Source organism: Pseudomonas fluorescens, assembly GCF_902497855.1.
Lineage (GTDB): Bacteria > Pseudomonadota > Gammaproteobacteria > Pseudomonadales > Pseudomonadaceae > Aquipseudomonas > Aquipseudomonas fluorescens_BI.
In genome coordinates this window covers 93,484-113,647 of sequence record NZ_CABVHU010000001.1, presented here as the reverse complement: position 1 = coordinate 113,647, position 20,164 = coordinate 93,484, and the positions used below count along the sequence as shown (strand labels likewise).

At 61.0% G+C, this 20,164-nt stretch carries 12 protein-coding genes and 4 pseudogenes; 6 read left to right on the top strand and 10 right to left on the bottom strand.

The features are described from left to right. The first annotated feature begins 8 nt into the window (after positions 1-8). Positions 9-950 carry a LysR family transcriptional regulator gene (locus F8N96_RS00510; RefSeq protein WP_150796101.1) on the top strand — a complete coding sequence of 314 codons (942 nt, stop codon included), beginning with the start codon at positions 9-11 and terminating at the stop codon, positions 948-950. A gap of 6 nt (positions 951-956) precedes the next feature. Here the strand turns inward: F8N96_RS00510 and F8N96_RS00505 are convergent, their stop codons facing one another. From F8N96_RS00505 to F8N96_RS00490, 4 genes are all read right to left on the bottom strand, one after another. After that, positions 957-2,258: an MFS transporter gene (locus F8N96_RS00505; RefSeq protein ID WP_150796100.1), complete on the bottom strand. Its 1,302-nt coding sequence runs from the start codon at positions 2,256-2,258 to the stop codon at positions 957-959. Positions 2,259-2,325: 67 nt separating this feature from the next. Next, the gene (locus tag F8N96_RS00500) at positions 2,326-3,489 is read right to left on the bottom strand and encodes an acyl-CoA dehydrogenase family protein (RefSeq protein WP_150796099.1); all 1,164 of its coding nucleotides are present in this window, start codon (positions 3,487-3,489) and stop codon (positions 2,326-2,328) included. Positions 3,490-3,510: 21 nt separating this feature from the next. Further along, positions 3,511-5,058, bottom strand: coding sequence for an AMP-binding protein (locus F8N96_RS00495; RefSeq protein WP_150796098.1), 1,548 nt, complete (start codon positions 5,056-5,058; stop codon positions 3,511-3,513). Positions 5,059-5,167: 109 nt separating this feature from the next. Continuing rightward, positions 5,168-6,079: a LysR family transcriptional regulator gene (locus F8N96_RS00490; protein WP_150796097.1), complete on the bottom strand. Its 912-nt coding sequence runs from the start codon at positions 6,077-6,079 to the stop codon at positions 5,168-5,170. Between the two features lie 151 nt (positions 6,080-6,230). Between F8N96_RS00490 and F8N96_RS00485 the strand changes: the two genes are divergently transcribed. The 5 genes from F8N96_RS00485 (at position 6,231) to F8N96_RS00465 (ending at position 14,485) form a co-directional block, all read left to right on the top strand. Then, complete coding sequence (locus F8N96_RS00485) at positions 6,231-7,562, top strand: serine hydrolase domain-containing protein (protein WP_150796096.1); 1,332 nt, start codon at positions 6,231-6,233, stop codon at positions 7,560-7,562. Between the two features lie 124 nt (positions 7,563-7,686). After that, the gene (locus F8N96_RS00480; RefSeq protein WP_150796095.1) at positions 7,687-9,555 is read left to right on the top strand and encodes a DUF1302 domain-containing protein; all 1,869 of its coding nucleotides are present in this window, start codon (positions 7,687-7,689) and stop codon (positions 9,553-9,555) included. A gap of 14 nt (positions 9,556-9,569) precedes the next feature. Further along, positions 9,570-10,919 (top strand): DUF1329 domain-containing protein, encoded by a 1,350-nt coding sequence (locus F8N96_RS00475; RefSeq protein WP_150796094.1) that lies wholly within the window; start codon positions 9,570-9,572, stop codon positions 10,917-10,919. Positions 10,920-10,985: 66 nt separating this feature from the next. Beyond that, complete coding sequence (locus F8N96_RS00470) at positions 10,986-12,095, top strand: YCF48-related protein (RefSeq protein WP_150796093.1); 1,110 nt, start codon at positions 10,986-10,988, stop codon at positions 12,093-12,095. Further along, positions 12,092-14,485 (top strand): efflux RND transporter permease subunit, encoded by a 2,394-nt coding sequence (locus F8N96_RS00465; protein ID WP_150796092.1) that lies wholly within the window; start codon positions 12,092-12,094, stop codon positions 14,483-14,485. Before F8N96_RS00470 ends, F8N96_RS00465 begins: the two co-directional genes overlap by 4 nt. A 40-nt stretch (positions 14,486-14,525) precedes the next feature. Here F8N96_RS00465 and F8N96_RS00460 read toward each other — a convergent pair whose 3' ends face one another. From F8N96_RS00460 to F8N96_RS00430, 6 genes and pseudogenes are all read right to left on the bottom strand, one after another. Then, on the bottom strand, positions 14,526-15,110 hold the full coding sequence (locus F8N96_RS00460; protein WP_150796091.1) for a TetR/AcrR family transcriptional regulator: 585 nt from the start codon (positions 15,108-15,110) through the stop codon (positions 14,526-14,528). Beyond that, positions 15,023-15,990: pseudogene (locus tag F8N96_RS00455) on the bottom strand (PLP-dependent aminotransferase family protein); the annotation flags it as partial. The pseudogene F8N96_RS00455 and the gene F8N96_RS00460, both read right to left, overlap by 88 nt. A gap of 219 nt (positions 15,991-16,209) precedes the next feature. Further along, positions 16,210-16,650 (bottom strand): annotated as a pseudogene (locus F8N96_RS00445) (ATP-binding cassette domain-containing protein); the annotation flags it as partial. A 97-nt stretch (positions 16,651-16,747) separates the two neighbouring features. Continuing rightward, a pseudogene (locus tag F8N96_RS00440) lies at positions 16,748-17,092 on the bottom strand (ABC transporter permease subunit); the annotation flags it as partial. Between the two features lie 14 nt (positions 17,093-17,106). Then, positions 17,107-17,880 (bottom strand): annotated as a pseudogene (locus tag F8N96_RS00435) (ABC transporter substrate-binding protein). A gap of 526 nt (positions 17,881-18,406) precedes the next feature. Then, entirely contained in the window at positions 18,407-19,657 is a 1,251-nt protein-coding gene (locus F8N96_RS00430) for a Zn-dependent hydrolase (RefSeq protein ID WP_150796090.1), read from the bottom strand. Positions 19,658-20,164: the final 507 nt, after the last annotated feature.

Here is a 20,164-nt window from a genome sequence, read left to right as displayed (position 1 = left end):
AAGCCCCGATGACACTCAAACAACTGCGTTATCTGATTGCGATTGCCGAAGCCGGGAGTTTCTCCTCGGCAGCGCGCCGGGCCTACATCGCGCAACCGGCGCTGAGCCGGCAAATCAACCTGCTGGAAAGCGAGCTGGAGATGCAGTTGCTCGAGCGCCTGCACGATGGCATCAACCTCACCGATGCCGGTCGACGGCTGTACGAGATCGCCCGTTCGGTGGTGCAGACCATCGACTCGGTCAAGGACGAGCTGGAGTCGACCAAGGGCAACCCCAAGGGTCGGGTGGCCATCGCCATACCGGTAACCGCCTCGGCGTTGCTGTTGCCGCTGATCATCATCCGCGCCGGCGAAAAATTTCCAGGCATCGAGCTGACCGTGCGCGACGGCCTGAGCCAGGAAGGTGGCGAAGCCATCGAGTTGGGTAAAGTGGATTTCGGTGTGGTGCCCAATGCCGAAGAGCTGGAACATGTACACGCCGAGCCGATCTTTACCGAAGAGTTGTATTGGTTGAGCCTGCAGGCATTGGCCTGCGCGGACGACAGCATCACGCTGGCCCACGCGATCAGCGGCCCGTTGGTGATGGCGCCACGGGCCAGTTCACACCTGCGCCGGCGGGTAGAACAGGCGGCGATCGAAGCCGGATTGGAGCTCAAGGTGCAATACGAGCAACAGACCGCGCAGGGCATCAGCAGCCTGGTGCGCAGTGGCCTGGCGGCAACCATCGGCAACTGGCCGGCGGTGGAGGAGAATCCGCAGCAGATGGCCCGACGGATTGTCGAGCCGAGCGTGCGACGCACCTTGTCGATCGCCTACTCGACCCACAAGCCCCTGACCTTTGCCGCCTCGTGCATGCGTGATCTGGTGCGCGATCTGCTGATCGAGGTGGTGCAGTCAGGGCGCTGGAAAGGTGAGTTGATTGAACGTCAGCGCGAACCGCTGGACGCTTGAGGACGTTCAGCCGCGCAGGGGCATGGCGGGCACCGGCACCTGGAGCTGGTTGCGCGAACGCTGCGGGTTCATGGTCAGCAGGCCGATCAGGCCGGCGCTGATCAGGATCGCGCCACAGACCATGAAGCCGTGGGCATAACCGTCACCGTTGATGCCTTGCGCATTCTGCACCAGAAAACCGGTGACTACCGGCGCCGCCAGCCCCGCCAGGGAACCGCAGGCATTGCCGATGGCGAGCATGCTGCCGCGCTGGCCGCTGGGCACCACTTCGGCCAGCATCGCCGGGCCAATGGAATACATCACCAGGGCCAGGCCGCCGCTGAAGGTCAGGCAGCCCATGCGTTCGGCGACCGACAGCCCCGGCAGCATCAGCGAGGCGGCGAGTAGGCCGCTGAGGATCAGGCACACTGAAACGAACACGCCCCGGGCCACCCGTGACGGCAAACCGCGACGCAACAGACGCTGCGACCACCAGGCCATGATCAGGCTCAGTGGCGTGGTCACCAGCACAAACACCACGAACATACGCCCGGCGCTCATCGAAGCCATGCCCAGACCTTTCTCCAGATAGGCCGGGACCCAGGTCAGGGTCAGCGCCAGCGACCAGTTGGCGGCAAAGTGACCGACATAGTTGCCGATCACCGTTGGGTCGCTGAGCAGGCGCCGATAAGGGATACGCGACTGCGCCACCGCGGCCTCGGCAGTGGCCGGAACGATGTTGTCCAGCTGCCCTTCCTTGCCCAGGCGATACCAGGCCACGCACCAGACCAGACCGATGACCGCCAGCACGCCGAAATTACTGCGCCAACCGTAATGCACGCTCATCCACGGGATCAGCAGGCCGGCCACCAGCAGGCCCATGGCGCTGCCCGAATGCAGCAAGGCCACTGGCAGACTGCGCTTGTTATCGGGGAACCATTTGTAGAGGGCGTGGGTGGCCACCGGCGAGGCCGGGCCTTCGCCGATTCCGAGCAGGACCCGGCAGGCGACGATGGTCCACAGCGATGTGGCAAACAGCATCGGCAGTTGCACCAGCGCCCAAAACAGGCCCATGCCGAGCAACAGGGTGCGGGTGGGTTTGCGGTTGGCGAGAAAGCCACCGAGCACTGCCGAGAGGGAGAACAACCAGTGCAAGGCGCCACCGATCAGGCCGAACTCTGCCGGGCTCAGTTGCAGTTCCGCCATCATCGGTACGGCGACCAGGCCGATGACCACCTTGTCGAGAAAGTTCACCAACATCATCACCGCCAACAGTGCCGCAATGGTCCAGGCGGCTTTCGGGCGGTAGCTGGATTCGATACCGAGCATGGGATACCTCTGATTATTGTTATAGGTAAAAGTCGCCCGCCTATTGGCGGGCGCAAGGTTCATGGGCTCAGCCAGGCATGAGGATGCCCTTGGCGATGGTGTTGCGCTGGATCTCGCTGGTGCCGGTGAGAATACGCATCATGCGGGTGGCACGGAACATCCACTCCACCGGATTGCCGCGAATCAGACCGGCGCCGCCATGCACTTGCACGGCACGATCGACGATGCGAAATGCCGCCTCCGAGGCATACAGCTTGCACATCGGCGCCTGGGTGCGAATGTCGCCACCAGCATCGTTGAGCGCCGCCGTGGCGTACAGCATGCTGCGCGCCGCCAGCAACTCGGTGGCCATGTCGGCGATCATGTGATTGACCGCCTGGAACATGGCGATCGGCTTGCCGAACTGGGTGCGGGTGCGGGCATAGTCAATCGACAGGTTCAGTGCCAGGCCGGCCATGCCGAGCATGGTCGGGCAATGCAGCAGGCGATTGAGGGTGATGCGTCCCATGGCCAGTTTGAAACCCGCCCCCTCCTCGCCGATACGGTTTTGCACCGGTACCCGCACGTCCTTGAGTTCGATATTGCCGTGGCTGCCGGCGCCGGACATCACCTGGTAATCAGCGTCGATCTGCACACCCGGCCCCTTGAGATCGATGAAGAATGCCGAGATGCCGCCCGCACCCTGCCCCGGTCCGGTCACCGCCAGGAGCACTGCGATGCCGGCGTAGGGGGCGCCGGAGATGTAGCGCTTGGCGCCATTGAGTACATAGTGATCGCCGTCAAGCCGGGCGCTGGTCTTGATCGCGCTGGCATCGGAGCCGGCCTCGGCTTCGGTCAGGGCAAAACACACCGCCTTCTCGGCCCGGCACACCGGTTTCAGGAATTTCTCTACCTGCACGTCGCTGGCCACCTTGAACAGGTGACCCACCCGTGGCGGGCCGCTCAGCTCGCCCAATACATGAGGCGCAAGCATCGAGCCGGTAAGAATCGCCGCCTCTTTGACCGCGCACAGGTCGACCACGCTCAGGCCAGCACCGCCGAGGTGTTCCGGGAGCATGACATTGTAGAAACCCAGTTCGCAGGAACGCTTCCAGACATCGGCGAGAATTGCCCGTGGGTGCGCTTCGCCCCATTGCAGGTTTTCTTTCTTCTCCAGCGGAATGATTTCATCGCGGATGAAGGTTTGCATGTCGCTGATGATGCGTTGGGCTTTTTCGCTTGGTTCGATCATTTCGGTACTGCTCCTGCGGCGTCAGATCTTGCGCTGAGTGTTTTTCCAGTAACTATCGCGAACCACCCGGCGCACGATTTTACCGTTGGGGTTCTTTGGCAGTTCATCGATGAAGTCGACGCTGCGCGGCTTCTTGAAGCCGGCCAGGTTCTGCGCGCAGAAGTCGATGACTTGCGTCTCGGTGAGGTGCGCCCCTGGTTTGAGCACCACCACGGCTTTCACCGCCTCGCCCCATTGTTCGTCCGGCACGCCGACCACGGCGGCCTCGAATACTTCGGGCAGGCGATAGAGCACTTGTTCGACTTCGGTGGGGTAAATATTGAAGCCGCCGGAAATGATCATTTCCTTCTTGCGGTCGACGATGAATACGTAGCCCAGCTCATCGACCGTGGCCAGGTCACCGGTGAGGTAGTAACCGTCCTTCATGACTTCGGCAGTGAGTTCCGGCGCCTGCCAGTAGCCCTGCATGATGTCGTCGCCCTTGACCACGATCTCGCCGATCTCGCCGGGCTGAATGTCCTCGAACGCTTCGTTGACCACCCGAAGGTCAGTCTCGAAATAGCAGCGCCCGCAAGAGGACAACAGGCGTGTGTCGCCATCCTTGATCAGGTGATCCTGCTCGGTCAGCACGGTCACCAGGGAACAGGTTTCACCTGCGCCATAACCCTGGGCCAGGATGGGCCCGAACACCTCGATGGCGCGCTCCACCAGGGCCGGGGCCATGGGGGCGGCGCCGTACATCACCAGGCGCAGGCTGCTCAGGTCGAAGCGTTCGACGCCCTCGACGTTGACCAGGCGATTGACCATCGCCGGCACCAGGAACAAACGCGTCACCCGCTCTTGCTCGATGGTGCGCAACAGCAGTTCATCGTCGTAACGCTCGATCAGCAGATTGCAGGCGCCCACCGCCAGCAGCGGCATGATCTGCATTCCGCTGGCATGGGTGATCGGCCCGACATGGGCCATGACATCATCGGGACCGGCACCGCGCACCGGACTGGCGAGGCTCTTGCGTACCAGCGCCTTACGATTGCCAAAGGTCAGCATTGCTGCCTTCAGTACACCGGAGCTGCCGGAGGTGTAGTGCAGTACCGCCAGGGCCTCATCGTCCGGGTCGCTGTTGAACGCGCACGCATCGCCCATGTCGAGCACTTCGCGATAGGGAATATCACCGCCCTCATCGGCCAGCACGATAATCCATTTCAAGTGCGGCAGCGCTGCGCGGTTGGCCGCCAGGGCCTTGGCCGCTGCACTGCCGGTGATGACCGCGACGCTGCGTGAATCGTCCAGCACGCGCACGATTTCTTCGGGCGACAAACGTGCATTGATCGGCACCTTGACCATGGAGGCCTTGTAGAAGGCCACCTCCGCCTCGACCAGTTCGACGCGGTTCATCGCCAGGATCGCCACATGGGCGCCAGGCGCCAGCCCAAGTTTCAACAAGCCGGACGCCAGGCGGTTGCTGCGCGCTTCAAGTTGCGCGTAGGTCAGCCGCTGGCGGCTGTCGACCACTGCTTCGTTATGCGGCCAGTAACGCGCACTTCGGCTCAGTATTTTTCCAAGGTTCACTTTTTATTCTCCGAAGTAGAACGGGGTGCGCCGATCTTACAAGTGGAGAAAAAAAGCCCGCCAATACAACTCTTGAGCGGTCCCCCATAACAAAATGGGATGGCTGCGCCTACAGCCACTCTTGGATATTGCGCTCGCAGGCCTCGTCCTTGAACAGTTCGATCAGCCGGTTGCTCACCGGCGACAGGTAGCCACCGGGCCGGGTGATCAGGCCAATGCGCCGGCGCAGATCGAGGCCGCCCAGGTCCAGGTTCAAGGGGGCAAGCCCGGCGGCCCGGGTCATCCGCCCGCAGCGTGAAAGGGTCAGGGTCGGAGTGCCGACGATCAGTTCGAACAGCGCTTCGCTGCTGAAATCGGCTTCGATACGCAGCGTCGGGGGTGCCAGGCCTTGCTTGATAAACGCATTGTCCAGTGCCTGGCGAATGCTGATGTGGCCTTCCGGCAACAGCCATTGCTGATCGTGCAGGTCACTGAGTTGCACTCGATCCCTGGCCACCAGCGGGTGCCGGGCATCGGCCACCACCGCCAGGCAATCCTCATACAGCACCTGGGTGTCGAAGCCCTCGGTGGCCGCCGAAACCGGCATCACCGCCACGTCGATCTCGCCATCGCGCAGCAGTTCCAGCAACTCGCTGGCCAGGCGCCTGCGCATGCGCAAGCGTGCCGCCGGCCGTTCACGCAGCAGCCGGCGGCAACTGGCAACCACCAACGCGTCGGGTAGCGACGGCGAGTACCCCAGGCGAACCCCACCCTGTTCACCGCTGCGGATGCTGCGCATCTCGGCCAAGGCATCGTCGAAGTCGCGGGTCAAGCGCTGGGCGCGGGCCAGGAACAACTCTCCAGCCTGGGTCAGGCGCATGCCGGTGGAGGTGCGTTCGAACAACATGACCCCCAATCGGGTCTCGACACGACGCACCGCCTTGGTCAGCGAAGGTTGAGTAATACCCAGCTGTTCCGCTGCCTTGCCCACCGTCCCGCACTGCTGGACCGCGATGATGTATTCCAGGTCACGTACGTCCATGACATTCCTCTTGGCTATGGATCTATAGCTGTTGATGCATTGCGCACAGATATATCGCGCTCTCAGACTGAGATCAATGTCAGCTCGCCATCGAGCTGCGATGCAGGGGCCAGGCGCTCCCCTCACGTTGTACCGCCAGGAGATAACAACAATGAGCTGCACAACCCCTGAACCTTCATCCACTTGCAAACGGCTGTTGCCTGCGCTGTTGCTGGCCCTTGTCAGTGGCCAGTGCCTGGCCGCCGCCGAGACCAGTGACCCGGTCCGCCTGGGCGTGATGCAGGGCTTTCCGCCAGCGATGGATAAGCGCGTGACCAGGCAGAATGCCTTCGAACTGCCCAACCTGCGCTGGGCCTTGCGTAACGCCCGGGCCATGACGCCCACCACCGGTATTCGCCGTGCACCCAGCCCCCTGGCCCTGGCAGCGGGAACGTCGGTGGAACTGGATCAGTTGACATTCACTGTCGGTGAGCAGTCGCTGTCGCTGCCCGAGTATCTGCAGGCGACGTTCACCGACGGATTTATCGTCTTGCACCGCGGCAAGCGGGTATACGAGCGCTACTTCGATTCGTTCAGCCCCGAGCAGCCACACATCTGGGCCTCGATGACCAAGTCATTGACCGGCCTGCTCGCCGCCGGACTGATCGTCGAGGGCAAGCTGGCCCCGGACGCCAAGCTGTCCAGTTATGTACCGGAACTGGCCGGCACGCCGTTCGGCGAAGCGACCGTGCAGCAAAACCTGGACATGCAGGTGGAGGCGGTCTATCCCGCCAGAGTGCCGCCGGACATCGGCCTGTTTGCCGCCGCTGGCATCGTGCCGCGCCAGGCGGACATGCCCGACAACATCTACAGCTTCCTGCAGGCCGCCACTCTGCCCGCGCAAGCCAGCGCCACGCCGATCTGGTACTACCAGAACGGCTCGCCGGAAGCCGTGGCCTGGGCGATGCGCCGGGTCACCGGCAAGAGCTGGTCGGCCTTGGTGACGGAGCGAATCTGGTCGCAGTTCGCCGAAGACGATGCCTACAGCCAGGTCGATACCCTGGGCACGGAAATGGCCAGCGGCGGTTTGAGCAGCACCCTGCGCGATGCTGCGCGCTTCGCCGAAGCCATACGCCTGGCCTGGCGAGACAACGATCGCACCTCGCCTTTCGCCCAAGCGGTGCACCTGGCCCTCAAACCCAACGACAACCAGGCCTTGATTGCCCAGAGCCCCAAAGGCAAAGACCGCGACGGTTATGCCTATCGGGATTACTGGTACCAGAAGAACGATGGCGACGGTTCAGTCGAAGCCGCCGGGCGTTTTGGCCAGCGCATCTACATCAACCCCAGGCGCGAGCTGGTGATCGTCAAGATGTCTTCAGCGCCGGACATGGCACCCCGTGCCACCAGCGCGGCAGCAGCCCCCGTGAGCACGCGCCAGGCGGCGGATACCACTGCCGCGTTCAACAGCATGGTCAGTGCCCTGCTTCCAGCCGTGCTGTAGCGCAACACTCCGCAGCCGGCCCACCGGGTCGGTCGCCCTTACCCCAGTCGATTCAACAGCACCTGGCCGATGCTGGGCCCGGTGCTGCCGGTCTTCCTATAACAATAATCAAGAGGCAGCCGCCATGAGCTCCCAACGAGCCCGCCACACGAAATTACCCAACCGCCACTCATTGGCGACTTTTCTGCTGACGCCCCTGGCCTGTGCCCTGTGCAGCTATGCCAGCGCCGCCGAATTCAACTTGGGCGAGGTCAGCGGCCGCTACAACGGCAGCCTGAGCATCGGCGGCCTGTGGAGCGCAGAGAAACCCGGCGCCGACAACATCTTCCAGGGCAACGCCAATGCCATTGGCTACGGCAAGCCCGGGGATTTCAATGCCAGCGGCGGGCGCACCGGCGATGACGGGCGCCTGAACTTCCGCAAGCGTAACCTGGTGTCTTCACCCGTCACCCTGCTGGGCGAGATGGAGCTCAACTGGCGCAACTACGGCGCCTTCATTCGCGGCAAGGCCTGGTACGACTACACCTTGAGCAACCGCGAAGTGGACTTTGGGCATTCGTCCAACGGCTACAAGGCCAACAGCAAACTGGACGACAGCCACTTCGATGAGTTGGCCAAGTTTCAGGGGCTGGCCCTGCTTGACGCCTACGTGTTCGGTGACTTCACCCTCGCCGACCATCCGCTCAACGCACGGGTCGGCAACCAGGTGATCAACTGGGGCGAGGGCCTGTACTTCCAGAACGGCATCAACGCCATCAACCCGATCGACGTCGCCGCCCTGCGCCGCCCGGGTTCCCAGGTCAAGGAGGCATTGCTGCCGGTGCCGATGCTCTACGCCAACCTGGGCCTGACGGACAATCTCAATATGGAAGCCTTCTACCAGTTGCAGTGGCGCCGCACCGTGCTGGAAGGTTGCGGCACCTACTTCTCGACCAATGACTTCATGCCCGAAGGCTGCTTCGGTGTGCCACGGGGGGGCGCCAACGACCCCGCCAGTTTTGCCAACGACCTGATCATCCAGCGTGCCGGCGACAACGAACCCTCCAACGCCGGCCAGTTCGGCCTGGCCTTGCGCTACTTTGCCGACAGCATCGACACCGAGTTCGGTGCCTACGCCATGAACATCCACTCGCGCACGCCCTACTCCAGCCTGATCACCGACCTGCGACCGGGCCCCGGAGCCGGCTGGTTGCCTGGACAGCAATCCACCAATGGCCGCTACTTCGCCGACTTTCCCGAAGACATACGCATCTACGGCTTGAGCTTCTCAACCAACCTGTGGGGCACGTCAGTATTTGGCGAATACAGCTTTCGTCCTAACCAACCCGTCCAACTGGCCACCGGTGATTTGATTCCAGCCTTCGCCGGCAACCCCACTCAGCTCGGCCAGCTGATCGGCCAGAACATCACCCTCGGCCAGGATGCCATCAATGCCACCCCGGGTTCGGACTACAACGGTTATGACCGCCGCAAGATCTCGCAATTGTCGCTGGGTGCGCTCAAATCCATCCCCCAAGTGCTGGGTGCCGACAGCCTCAACCTGATCGGCGAAGTGGGCATGAAGTACATGCACGACCTGCCCGGCCTCGATGAGCGCCGTTATGCCAGGGCTGACACCTTCGGTTCCGACCTGGCCAATGGCAACGCAACAGGTTGTGCACTGGGGAGCGAAGCCAAGTACCGCAAGCTCGCCTGCTCCAGCGATGGCTACACCAGCCGGTTTGCCTGGGGTTACCGCCTGCGCGCGCAGCTGAACTACCCGGGGCTGCTGGCCGGAGTCAACGTCTCGCCCTTTGTCGCGTTCGGCCAGGACATCAAGGGCTGGTCGTACGACGGTGTGTTCGCCGAGGACCGCCTGCTGGGCTCGGTCGGCGCCAAATTCGATTACCTGCAGAAATACGCTGCAGAACTGTCCTGGTCGGGCAGCGGCAATACCCCCTTTGCCGCCACCGACAAGGATTTTGTCTCCCTCAGCCTGCGCATGGGTTTCTGAACGTGAGGTCTACCATGAACACCACTCTGCTTCGCGCTGCCGCATTGGGCAGCGTCCTCAGCCTTATCAGCCTCTCCGCCATGGCTAAACTGGACAGCGCCGAGGTCGCCCGCCTGGGCCAGGACCTGACCCCCACCGGTGCCGAGAAAGCCGGCAACGCCGACGGCAGCATTCCGGCCTGGACCGGCGGCCTGACCCAGGCCCCGGCCGGTTCCAACCCCGGTCAGGGCTATGTCGACCCCTTTGCCGGCGAGAAACCCCTGTACACCATCAATGCCAGCAACTTCAAACAATATGCGGCGCACCTCAGCCATGGGTACCAGGCCATGCTGGCCAAGTACACGGACTTCTCGATGCCCGTGTACCCGAGCCACCGCACCGCGGCCCTGCCGCAGAGCGAGTATGCGCAGATCCGCAAAGAGGCCTCCGAGGTCAGCCTCACCGCCGACAACAACGGACTGGCCGGCTACGAAAAAAGCAGCGTGCCCTTCCCCGTTCCCAAGACCGGCGTGGAAGTGTTGTTCAATCATTTCGTGCGCTACCGCACCGGTGGCTATCAGTACTACCCCACCGAGATGGTGGTGCAAAGCAACGGCAACTTCACCCCGATCCGGCGCGAGGTCAAAGCCGTCATGGCCTCCGCCATGGGCAACCCGGAGCCCAACCGGCTCTACTACTACCTGGGCAAGGTGACGTCGCCGGAAAGCGTGGCTGGCGGCCAGACCCTGATCCACGAACCCATCGACCAGACCCGTGAAGCGCGCCTGGCCTGGACCTACAATCCGGGGCAACGTCGCGTACTGCGCGCGCCGGAAGCGGCCTATGACTCGCCGCTGGGCACCTCCGACGGCCTGCGCACCTACGACACCATCGACATGTACAACGGCGCGACGGACAAGTACGACTGGAAGCTTACGGGCAAGAAAGAAATGCTCGTGCCCTATAACACCTACAAGCTGGCCAGCCGCAGCCTCAAGTACAAGGACATCATCCAGGCCAACCATCTCGACCAGGATTTGCTGCGCTACGAAATGCACCGGGTCTGGGTCGTCGAGGCGACCTTGAAGCCGAGCGAGCGGCACATCTATGCCAAACGGGTGTTCTATGTCGACGAGGACAGCTGGAGCATTCTCGCGGCCGACCTCTATGACGGTCGCGGCGAACTGTGGCGGGTGCAGGAAGCTCACAGCCTGCAACGCTACGACGTGCTGTCGGCGATCCATATCAGCGAAGTGATCTACGACCTGCAGGCGCGCCGTTATGTGGTCTATGGCCTGGAAAACGAAGAGCGCAGCGCGACCTTCGGCCTCACCGCCAAGCTGACTGACTTCAGCCCGTCGGCACTGCGCCGCTCGGGTCGCTGAACCCACCACTGCGCCCTGGGGATGGCCTTTGTGGCCATCCTCTCCTCCGCTTTTGAGATTTGTGCGATGAAGATGCCTGACTTTGCCTGCTGTGGCCTTGCCTTGAGCCTGAGTACCTGCCTGCTGTCGACCGTCGCCTGGGCGGCGCCCCTGGCAGACCGCCTCGAACGTCCGTCACGCCTGACTGCCAAGGCACAGCAGGCCCCTTTGCTGGATGTGCAGCCGCTGGCGGATCGCCTGATCATGGTCGGTGCCGAGGGTCATATCCTTGTGCGCAAGGCCGATGGCCAGGTCGACCAGGCCAGGGTACCCGTAGACCTGCTGCTGACCGCCGTGCATTTCGTCGACGATCAGTACGGTTGGGCAGTGGGTCATGACGGTGTGGTGCTGCACAGCGACGATGGCGGCGCCTCCTGGACCCGGCAACTGGACGGCAGAACCGTCAATGGGTTGATGCTCGAATGGGCGCAAGGCGAAGTCGCGCATCTGCAGGCCGCGCCCTCGACTGACGAACAGGCACTGGAGAGCGCCCGCTTCACCCTCGATGACATCAGCGCCGGCGCCGAAGCCGGGCCCTCTCGCCCCCTGCTGGATGTATGGTTTCGCAACGCCCGCGAAGGCTGGGTAGTCGGCGCCTACGGCACCGTGCTGCACACCACCGATGGCGGCAGCACCTGGGCTTATATTGCCGGCCTCGACAACCCCGATCGCCTGCACCTGAACACTGTCGTGGGCCTGGCCAACGGCGACCTGCTGATTGCCGGAGAAGGCGGACGGCTGTATCACCAATCCGCCGGCCAGTGGCAACCGGCGCAAGTACTAACGCTGGCCTCGCTGTACAAACTGATTCAATTGCGCGATGGCCAGGTTCTGGCCATGGGTTTCGGTGGCGCGCTGTTCAGCAGCCAGGACGACGGCCAGCACTGGCGGGCCGCCACGCTGTCGAGTCCTACCCACCTGTATGGCGCCGAGCAACTGGCCGACAACAGTGTGTTACTCACCGGCCAGGCGGGCCTGCTGTACAGCAAGGACCTGGAGCATTTCCGCGTTCTACAACCGCGCAACAAGGCCGTGTGGCTGGGCGCAGCGACTTTATCCGACGGGACCCTGGCGCTGGTCGGCAATCGCGGCTTGCGCCTGCTCGGGCGTGACGAGTTCAAGGAGTACCTGCAATGACCGTCCAGGCCAAACACCGTCTGCAACTGGACATCCCCGAGTCACGCTTGATGAACGCACTGGAGCGGGGGCTGTTCCACCACCGCGTCGCCGTGCTGATACTGTTCCTGCTGGTCTCGCTGCTGCTGGGCTACAAGGCCCTGTCGCTCAAGGCGGACGCCAGTTTCACGCGAATGATCCCAACCAGTCACCCGTACATCCAGAACTACCTGCGCTTCGAGGATGTGCTGCGCCCGCAAAGCAACGTACTGCGCATCATCGTTGAAAACCCCGAGGGGGAAATCTTCACCCCGGCGTTTCTGCAAACCCTGCGCGAGGTCACCGACAAGGTCTTTTATATTCCCGGAGTTGACCGCGGCAAGCTCAAATCATTGTGGACCCCCAATGCCGTGTGGTCCGAAGTCACCACCGAGGGGGTGCGCAGCGGCCGGGTCATTCCCGACGGCTACGATGGCAGCCCGAAGGCCCTGGCCCAAGTGCGGCAGAACATCCAGCGCGCCAACATGCCTGGCAGCCTGGTGGCCAATGACCTGCGCTCGACCATCATCCGTGTGCCGCTGCTGGATGCCGACCCACAAACCGGTCAGCCCCTGGACTATGGCGCTTTCAGCCAGGCCCTGGACCAGCAGGTTCGCGAGCACTTCTCGGCCCGGGGCGTGACCATCCGGGTGATCGGCTTTGCACAGATCATTGGTGATTTGCTGGCGGCAGCGGCGAACATTGCCCTGTTCTTCGCCTTCACCGTGGTGCTGATCAGTGCCCTGCTTTATGCCTATTGCCGGTGCTGGCGCAGCACCTCGATCACCGTCTTCACCTGCCTGCTCACCGTTGTGTGTCAACTGGGCATCCTCAGCCTGCTGGGCTACGGCCTGGACCCCTACTCGATCCTGGTGCCCTTCCTGATTTTCGCCATCGGCATCAGCCATGCGGTGCAGAACATCAACCTGATGGTCAGTGAAACGGCCCAGGGCCACGGGCCGATAGAAGCGTCGCGACGCACTTTCCGGGCGCTGTTCATTCCCGGCACCATGGCGCTGCTGGCCGATGCTGTGGGTTTCATCACCCTGCTGGTGATCGATATCGGCGTGATCAAGCAACTGGCGATCACCGCCAGCATCGGCGTGTTCGTCGCCATCTTTACCAAGATGTTCCTGCTGCCATTGCTCATGTCCTATGTCGGCGTCAGCCCCCGCGCCACAGCCCGCCAGCACGCTCGGGCCAAGGCTTCCTGGCCGGTGTTCCGGCGCCTTGCCGCGGTCGTCGAACCGCGCTTCGCCGTGCCGCTGGTGCTGGTCTGCCTGGTGCTGCTGGCCATGGGTTACCAGGCGCGTCAGGACCTGAAGATCGGCGACCTCGACGGCGGAGCCCCGGAGTTTCGGCCCCAGGCCCGCTACAATCAGGACAACGCCTACCTGCTCGCCCACTACACCACCAGCACCGATGTCTATGTGCTGATGTTCAAGACGGCGGCGGAGCAATGTTCACGCTTTACCGCCGCGGACCTCGCCCATCAACTCGCACAGCAGTTGCGTGAAGTCGAAGGTGTGGAGTCGGTGCAATCGCTGTACGACACCATGCGCTTCAATATCGTCGCCCGTAACGAAGGCAACCCGAAATGGGCAGAGCTGTCTCGCGATCCCTATGTGATGAACAACGCCCGCTCCGGCGTGCCGGCCGAACAGGTCGACAGCGACTGCAGCATGGTGCCCATCAGCCTTTACCTGCGCGACCACAAGGCCCAGACGCTCAGCCGGGTCGGCGAGGCCGTCGAACGTTTCAGTCAAGACTATGCCGGCGGCCAGTTCGAGGTGCTTCAGGCCGCCGGTAATGCCGGCATCGAAGCCGCGACCAACAGCGTCATAAAGCATTCCGAAAAGCTGATGCTGGTGCTGGTGTTCGTGATCATCTCGCTGGTGGTGCTGTGGGAGTTCAAATCGCTGAAGGTCACCTTCGCCCTGATGGCGCCCCTGTACCTCTCGACCGTGCTGTGCGAAGCGGTGATGGCGAAGATGGGCCTGGGGGTGAAGATCGCCACCCTGCCCGTGATCGCCCTGGGTGTCGGCATCGGCGTCGACTACGGCATTTACCTCTACAGCCGCATGGAAAGTTTTCTGCGACAAGGCATGGAACTGCGTCAGGCCTACTTCGAAACACTGAAAACCACAGGGACATCCGTAGCCTTCACCGGCATCACCCTGGCCCTGGGGGTGAGTACCTGGGCGTTCTCGTCGTTGAAGTTCCAGGCGGACATGGGGCTGTTGTTGGTCCTGCTGTTTGTATGGAACATGGTAGGGGCGTTAGTGCTCATGCCGGCACTGGTATCGTTGCTGAGGGTCAGGCCTGCCAACCTCACTGCCCGACGTAATGTGCAAGTGGGCACACTTCGGTGAATTGAGTGGATCATCTGGGCGGCGGGTACGATCCGCGCGCTCAGGCGGCGGCATCGAGGGATTCTTCGATGCTCGCGCGACTGATATCACGCACGGCGATCAACGCCTCGGTGCCCATGACGATCGACAGCGCCTGCTTCAGTCGCTTGCGCGCCCGGGGTGACAGCACGTCTTTGAGCGAGTCGACGATCGGCTCGATGTAGCTCATGCGTCGGCCCGGCCGCAGGGGCTCGTGGGCCTCGCTGTCGAGCCACACCGTCATGAACGAACGCTCCATCACGTGCAGGCCGATCTCGTCGTCGAGCAACAGTGTGTTCAACGCATTCGCCGCCAGGCCGATGCCCTTGACCGGATCGCCACCCGGGCGCCAGAGACGCTCCAGCGGCGGCATCTCACGGTCGGCCGCCGTCTCGCTGATCAACGCCTCCATCGAAGGAAAATAGCGATACGCCGTGGCGCGCGACACCCTCGCGCGCTCGGCCACTTGCGCCACGCTAGGGTTATGGCCCTCGTCGCGCAACGCGACGGCGGCATCGATCAGCGCTTGACGGGTGCGCAGCTTCTGGTTGGCGCGGACCTGCGCATCGCCGTCCCGGATAGACGGGCTTGACTTCGGGGTCGCCATGGAATAGTCGATGCCTCTTCGGCACTGGTGATGTTCGTGAAGGCAAGCACCAGGCCGTGCCTGGGCTTGGCTTCCAGGTACCACTGTGACAGCGGTTCGACGGCTATGCCAACAGCCCGGGCACGCTGAGCGAACTCGATATCATCACCTTCGCGAAGACCCTCGACCAGGTGCATGCCCCCCGCCTGAGGGTTGATCACTAATGCAGACGATCCGCCTGGCGGGCGAACGCGTCGCTCTGCTCGGCCGGCACAACCAGATAGGCCAAGCGCAGGCCTGGAAACAGTACCTTGCTGAAGGTACCGGTGTAGAGCACGCGGCCCTGCTGGTCGAGGCTCTTGAGGGCAGGCAAGGGCTTGCCCTGATAGCGGTATTCACTGTCGTAATCATCCTCGATGATCCAGCTACCTTGGCGGTTGGCCCAGTCCAGTAGCGCCAACCGACGCGGCAGTGACAGCGACACACCCAGCGGGCTCTGGTGGGTCGGTGTGACCTCTGCGAAGCGGGCATCCGGGAAGCGAGCGATGCCTTGCGCGACGTCAAGCCCCTGGTCATCCACTGGAACCGGCACCAACTGTGCGCCAGCTTCCAGTAGAGCGTTCCTGGCCATGAAGTAGCCGGGCTCTTCCATCCAGCACGTATCACCTGGGTGCATCAGCGTGTGATTAATTAGGTCCAGGCACGCGCGATAGCCCGCGCACACGAACACCTGCTCCGGGTGGCAGGAAATACCCCGCGAAATGCCCAAGTAGGCCGCAATAGCTGCGCGTAAAGGTGCATGGCCTCGCGGGTCCGGGTAGACGAGCCCCTCGAGGCCGGCCTGCCGTAGCTGACGGCCCGCCAATCTTGTCCAGAGCTTGCGGGGAAAGGCATCCAGCGCTCACGCAGAGCCTTCAGACAGAGAATCAGACATGAACAATGTTCTGTTAATCAATGCCAGCCCGAATGGCCAGGTTTCCCATGCGTATCAGTTGGCACTGGAGTTAGTGGCATCCCTGCGGCACCTACCTTCAGGGCTTGGTGTTCGGTGAAGAGGCCGTCCGAGCAACGGTCCAGGATACCCGCGCCCGGCTGTCACAGGAGCAACTGTTCAAACACCCGGGTAGGCATCCTTGCGATGCGCCACGCCAACCTTGTTCAGGTAGTGCTCGGCTTTCTCGCGAGCCTCGGCCTTGGACACGCCCAGTACATGAACCGGCGCTTCCATGATGTTTTCCAGCGCGGTCATGTGCGACCACAGGTTGAAATGCTGGAACACCATCGACAGGCGCGAACGCATGCGTTGCAGCTGTTTCGGGTCGGCGGCTTTCATTGCGCCGTCCTTGTTCGCCACCAGTTTCAGCTCTTCGCTGTTGAGCAGGATCCTGCCCGCGTACGGCTGCTCCAGCAGGTTGATGCAACGCAGGAAGGTACTTTTGCCGGAGCCACTGGAGCCGATGATGCTGATCACATCGCCAGCCGCCGCTTTCAGGGACACGCCCTTGAGCACTTCGTGACTGCCATAGCGTTTATGCAGGTCTTGGACTTCAAGTTTGTACATGCGGTCGGTTCTCACAAAAACAGTCAGTCAGTCGTTGAGCAAGCGCCCGTGACGCAGCGCTTCGCGCCCCGCCACCTTGGCCTCAATACTTTCCATATCAGTGCTTCCGCGGGGCCAGATAGCCCAGCCAGCGGCGCTCGGCCAGTTTGAACAGCTTCACCAGGATGAAGGTCAGGCACAGGTATAACACACCCGCAGCGATGTACGCCTCGAACGGCAGGTAGAACTGGGCGTTGACCGTGCGCGCGGCGCCGGTGATGTCGATCAGGGTCACGATGGAGGCCAGACTGGTGGTCTGCAGCATCATGATCACTTCGTTGCTGTACTGCGGCAGTGCCCGGCGCAAAGCCGACGGCAGCAGGATGCGCTTGTACATATTGAAGCGCGACATGCCCATGGCCTTGGCCGCTTCGATCTCGCCGTTCGGCGTGGCGCGCAGGCTGCGGCGTTGGGTGGTTACTTGCCGTAGATATCGAAATCGAAGTATTTTTCCTCGACATTTTTGTAGGTACCGTTGGCGCGAATGGCGGCAATAGCTGCGCTGAACTTATCTTTCAATGGGTCGCCCTTACGCACGGCAATACCCGAACCGCCGCCGAAATATTTGACGTCAGTAAATGCCGGGCCTGCGAAAGCAAAATCTTTGCCGGCGTCGGTCTTCAGGAAGCCCTCAGAGAGCAATACGGCGTCAGCCAATGTGCCATCAAGGCGTCCGGCAACTACGTCCAGGTAAATTTCGTTTTGCGAGCCGTAAGGAACGATGACCGCGCCCTTAGGTGCCAGCACTTCATTGGCAAAGCGGTCATGGATTGAACCGCGCTGCACACCAATTTTCTTACCCTTGAGTTCATCCAGGCTACTGCTGACGGCAGTACTCTGCTTGAACACAAGGCGTGCCTGGGTCAGATAGTAGCGATCGGTGAAGTCCACGGACTTCTTGCGGTCCTCGGTGATGGTCATGGACGAAAGGATCAAATCGATCTTGCGCACCTTGAGTGACGGGATCAGACCGTCGAACTCCTGTTCCACCCAGACACACTAAACCTTCATCTCTGCACACAAGGCATTGCCGATGTCGTAGTCGAAACCCACGATGCTGCCGTCAGATGCCTTGGAGGCAAATGGAGGGTAAGCCGCTTCAATACCAATTTTTAGAGGTTTCTCATCGGCGAAAGTCTGTACGCAGAGTACGGACAGTGCCAAAGCGCCTAGCAGCACACGTTTTTTCATCTTGAGACTCCATCGGTGTCGGAAAAAAAACAGCAGCATGAGTTAGCCATCGAAACAAACTAATAGTCACTTCGAATAATCGGCGCCACTCAATACCCATATTAAACCGGGCTCAACCTCAGCAATAACAAGCGAGTGATCTGCCCGATAGCGAGAAACCTGAAATCGACATTTCTTTAATGCGACAACAACTTACTAAAATACTGAAAGGTGTTTAGATTTCAATAAAGTTTAAATATCTGAGAATCAAGACTCGTCATTCAACAGCACCACCGTCTCATCGTTTTGTGAATCAAACAAACCGATGAACCGTCCTTGGCTGCGGTTGCGCTCGACGTTTAACTTGAACCATGGGGAGCCCCTTACTATGTAAACCCATGGACGCCAGTTTTCACGTCAATATCATCATTATTCGCCGGGCGGCAGGGAACATACATTTAGTAATTTTCGGCCAGCCCCACACTCAGCTCTCGAAGAACCGTGGGTGGGGCTTCGATGATCTCATCAGGCGCAATGATACGGATGCTTATAGTTCCCCTGCCCAACTTTCCCACTTCTCAAGCAGAATGCTGACTGCAGCAGCAGCGGCGACCTCACATCCCGCAACAATGTGTTCATCGGAGGTGTCCTCAATGAAGTCATGACTGACACCGCCAATGCTTGGCACGAACAGCATCGCCGTCGGGATGTGTTTAGCGACAAGCTGAGCGTCGTGTCCCGCTCCGCTTGGCATACTTATCCATTGGCCAGGAACCACGCCCTCAGCCGCCTTCGCGATGTGCCCCTGTAGCGATTCGTTCATGGTGACTGGGTCACTGGGCTCATCGCACATTGCGTACTCCGCTCGCACCTTGTTGCTCAGGTTGAAATCTTCAACAAGCTGGGCCAGCTTCGCTTCAAGCGCCATCAGGCGAGCAGCTTTAGCATCGCGGATTTGCAAATACATGTCGGCCTGTCCCGGAACAACACTGAGCGAACCGGGATCGAGATCAATGCGACCAACCGTCCACACCGTGTCATCGTCGGCGATTTGCACAAACGCTTCGTCGAGCGTTGCAATGAAAGCGACAAGCGCTGCACCGGCATCTTGCCTCATGGACATGGGCGTGGTGCCTGCATGATTCCGCTGCCCGGCGAATCTGACCCGAAACTCGCGTATACCGACTATTGTGGTAACGACGCCTATAGACTTCCCTTCCGCCTCAAGCCGCCCCCCCTGTTCAATGTGAGGTTCCAGACATACAACATGCCTGTTTCTATCAAGCCGAACCCTGGGGCGATCAACAAGACCAGCCGCTTGCAACGCGTCACACAAGCGGACGCCTTGCTGGTTGGTCGCAGTAGCGATTGACTCCTCTACGGGATCGCCTACAAAACTGCGGCTTCCGAGAAGCGCTGAGAACGTTCCCTCCTCATCGATCCATGATGCAACATCGATCGCCAAGTGGGCCGTATCTGCGTTTTCCGCTAAGGCCCGAGCAATTTCAAGGCCGTAGATTACGCCTAATGCGCCATCTAGCCATCCGCCCGTGGGCTGTGTATCCGTATGCGAGCCGATCAACAGCGCTGGGCCACTTTTTTTCGACCGCCCAAAGACTGTTCCAACGCCATCTATCACCGGCTCCAGACCTGCGTCTGCCATCCGACTGGCAAGCCAGTTGCGCGATTCCATGTCTACCGCAGAAAGCGACAGTCGAACCACACCAGGTCCGACGGCCCCAAAACTTCGTAACTGTCTCAGATCTGCGAGTAGTCTGCTGGGATTAATAAGCACCATGATTATGCTCCATACTCAAGTCCACCTTTTCATCTTTCTTATTGGGAGTTCTTGCTCAATGGCGTACTTTGCAACGGCCTGTCCAGATATCAGACTGGGAAAAAACAGCGGCATGAGTCTGCCGTAGAAACAGACTAAAAGTCACTTCGAACAAACGACGCCAATTAAGACTAATGTAAAATCTGGCTTAACATCATCGATGACAAGCGAGTTGCCACATAATAGCGAGAGGATTGAAGTCTACATTTCTTGAATGCGACAACCATTTATAGAAAAACTGAAAAAGGCGCTTTTTTTACCTACCAACAAATCGCAGCCGCCACAAAAAAAACATTAATCACTGCAAGTGGTGGGCCACCCATCATAAACACTTCTATTCCGATAGCTCCGGCACCATATCTTGTTTTCCGCTGAGCTGGACCGAAGGCTTTCAGAGGCAAAATGTAACTCCTTGCCCCATATTCATCTCAGCGCTACACCGTCGTATCAACAAGTAACACCCATGAA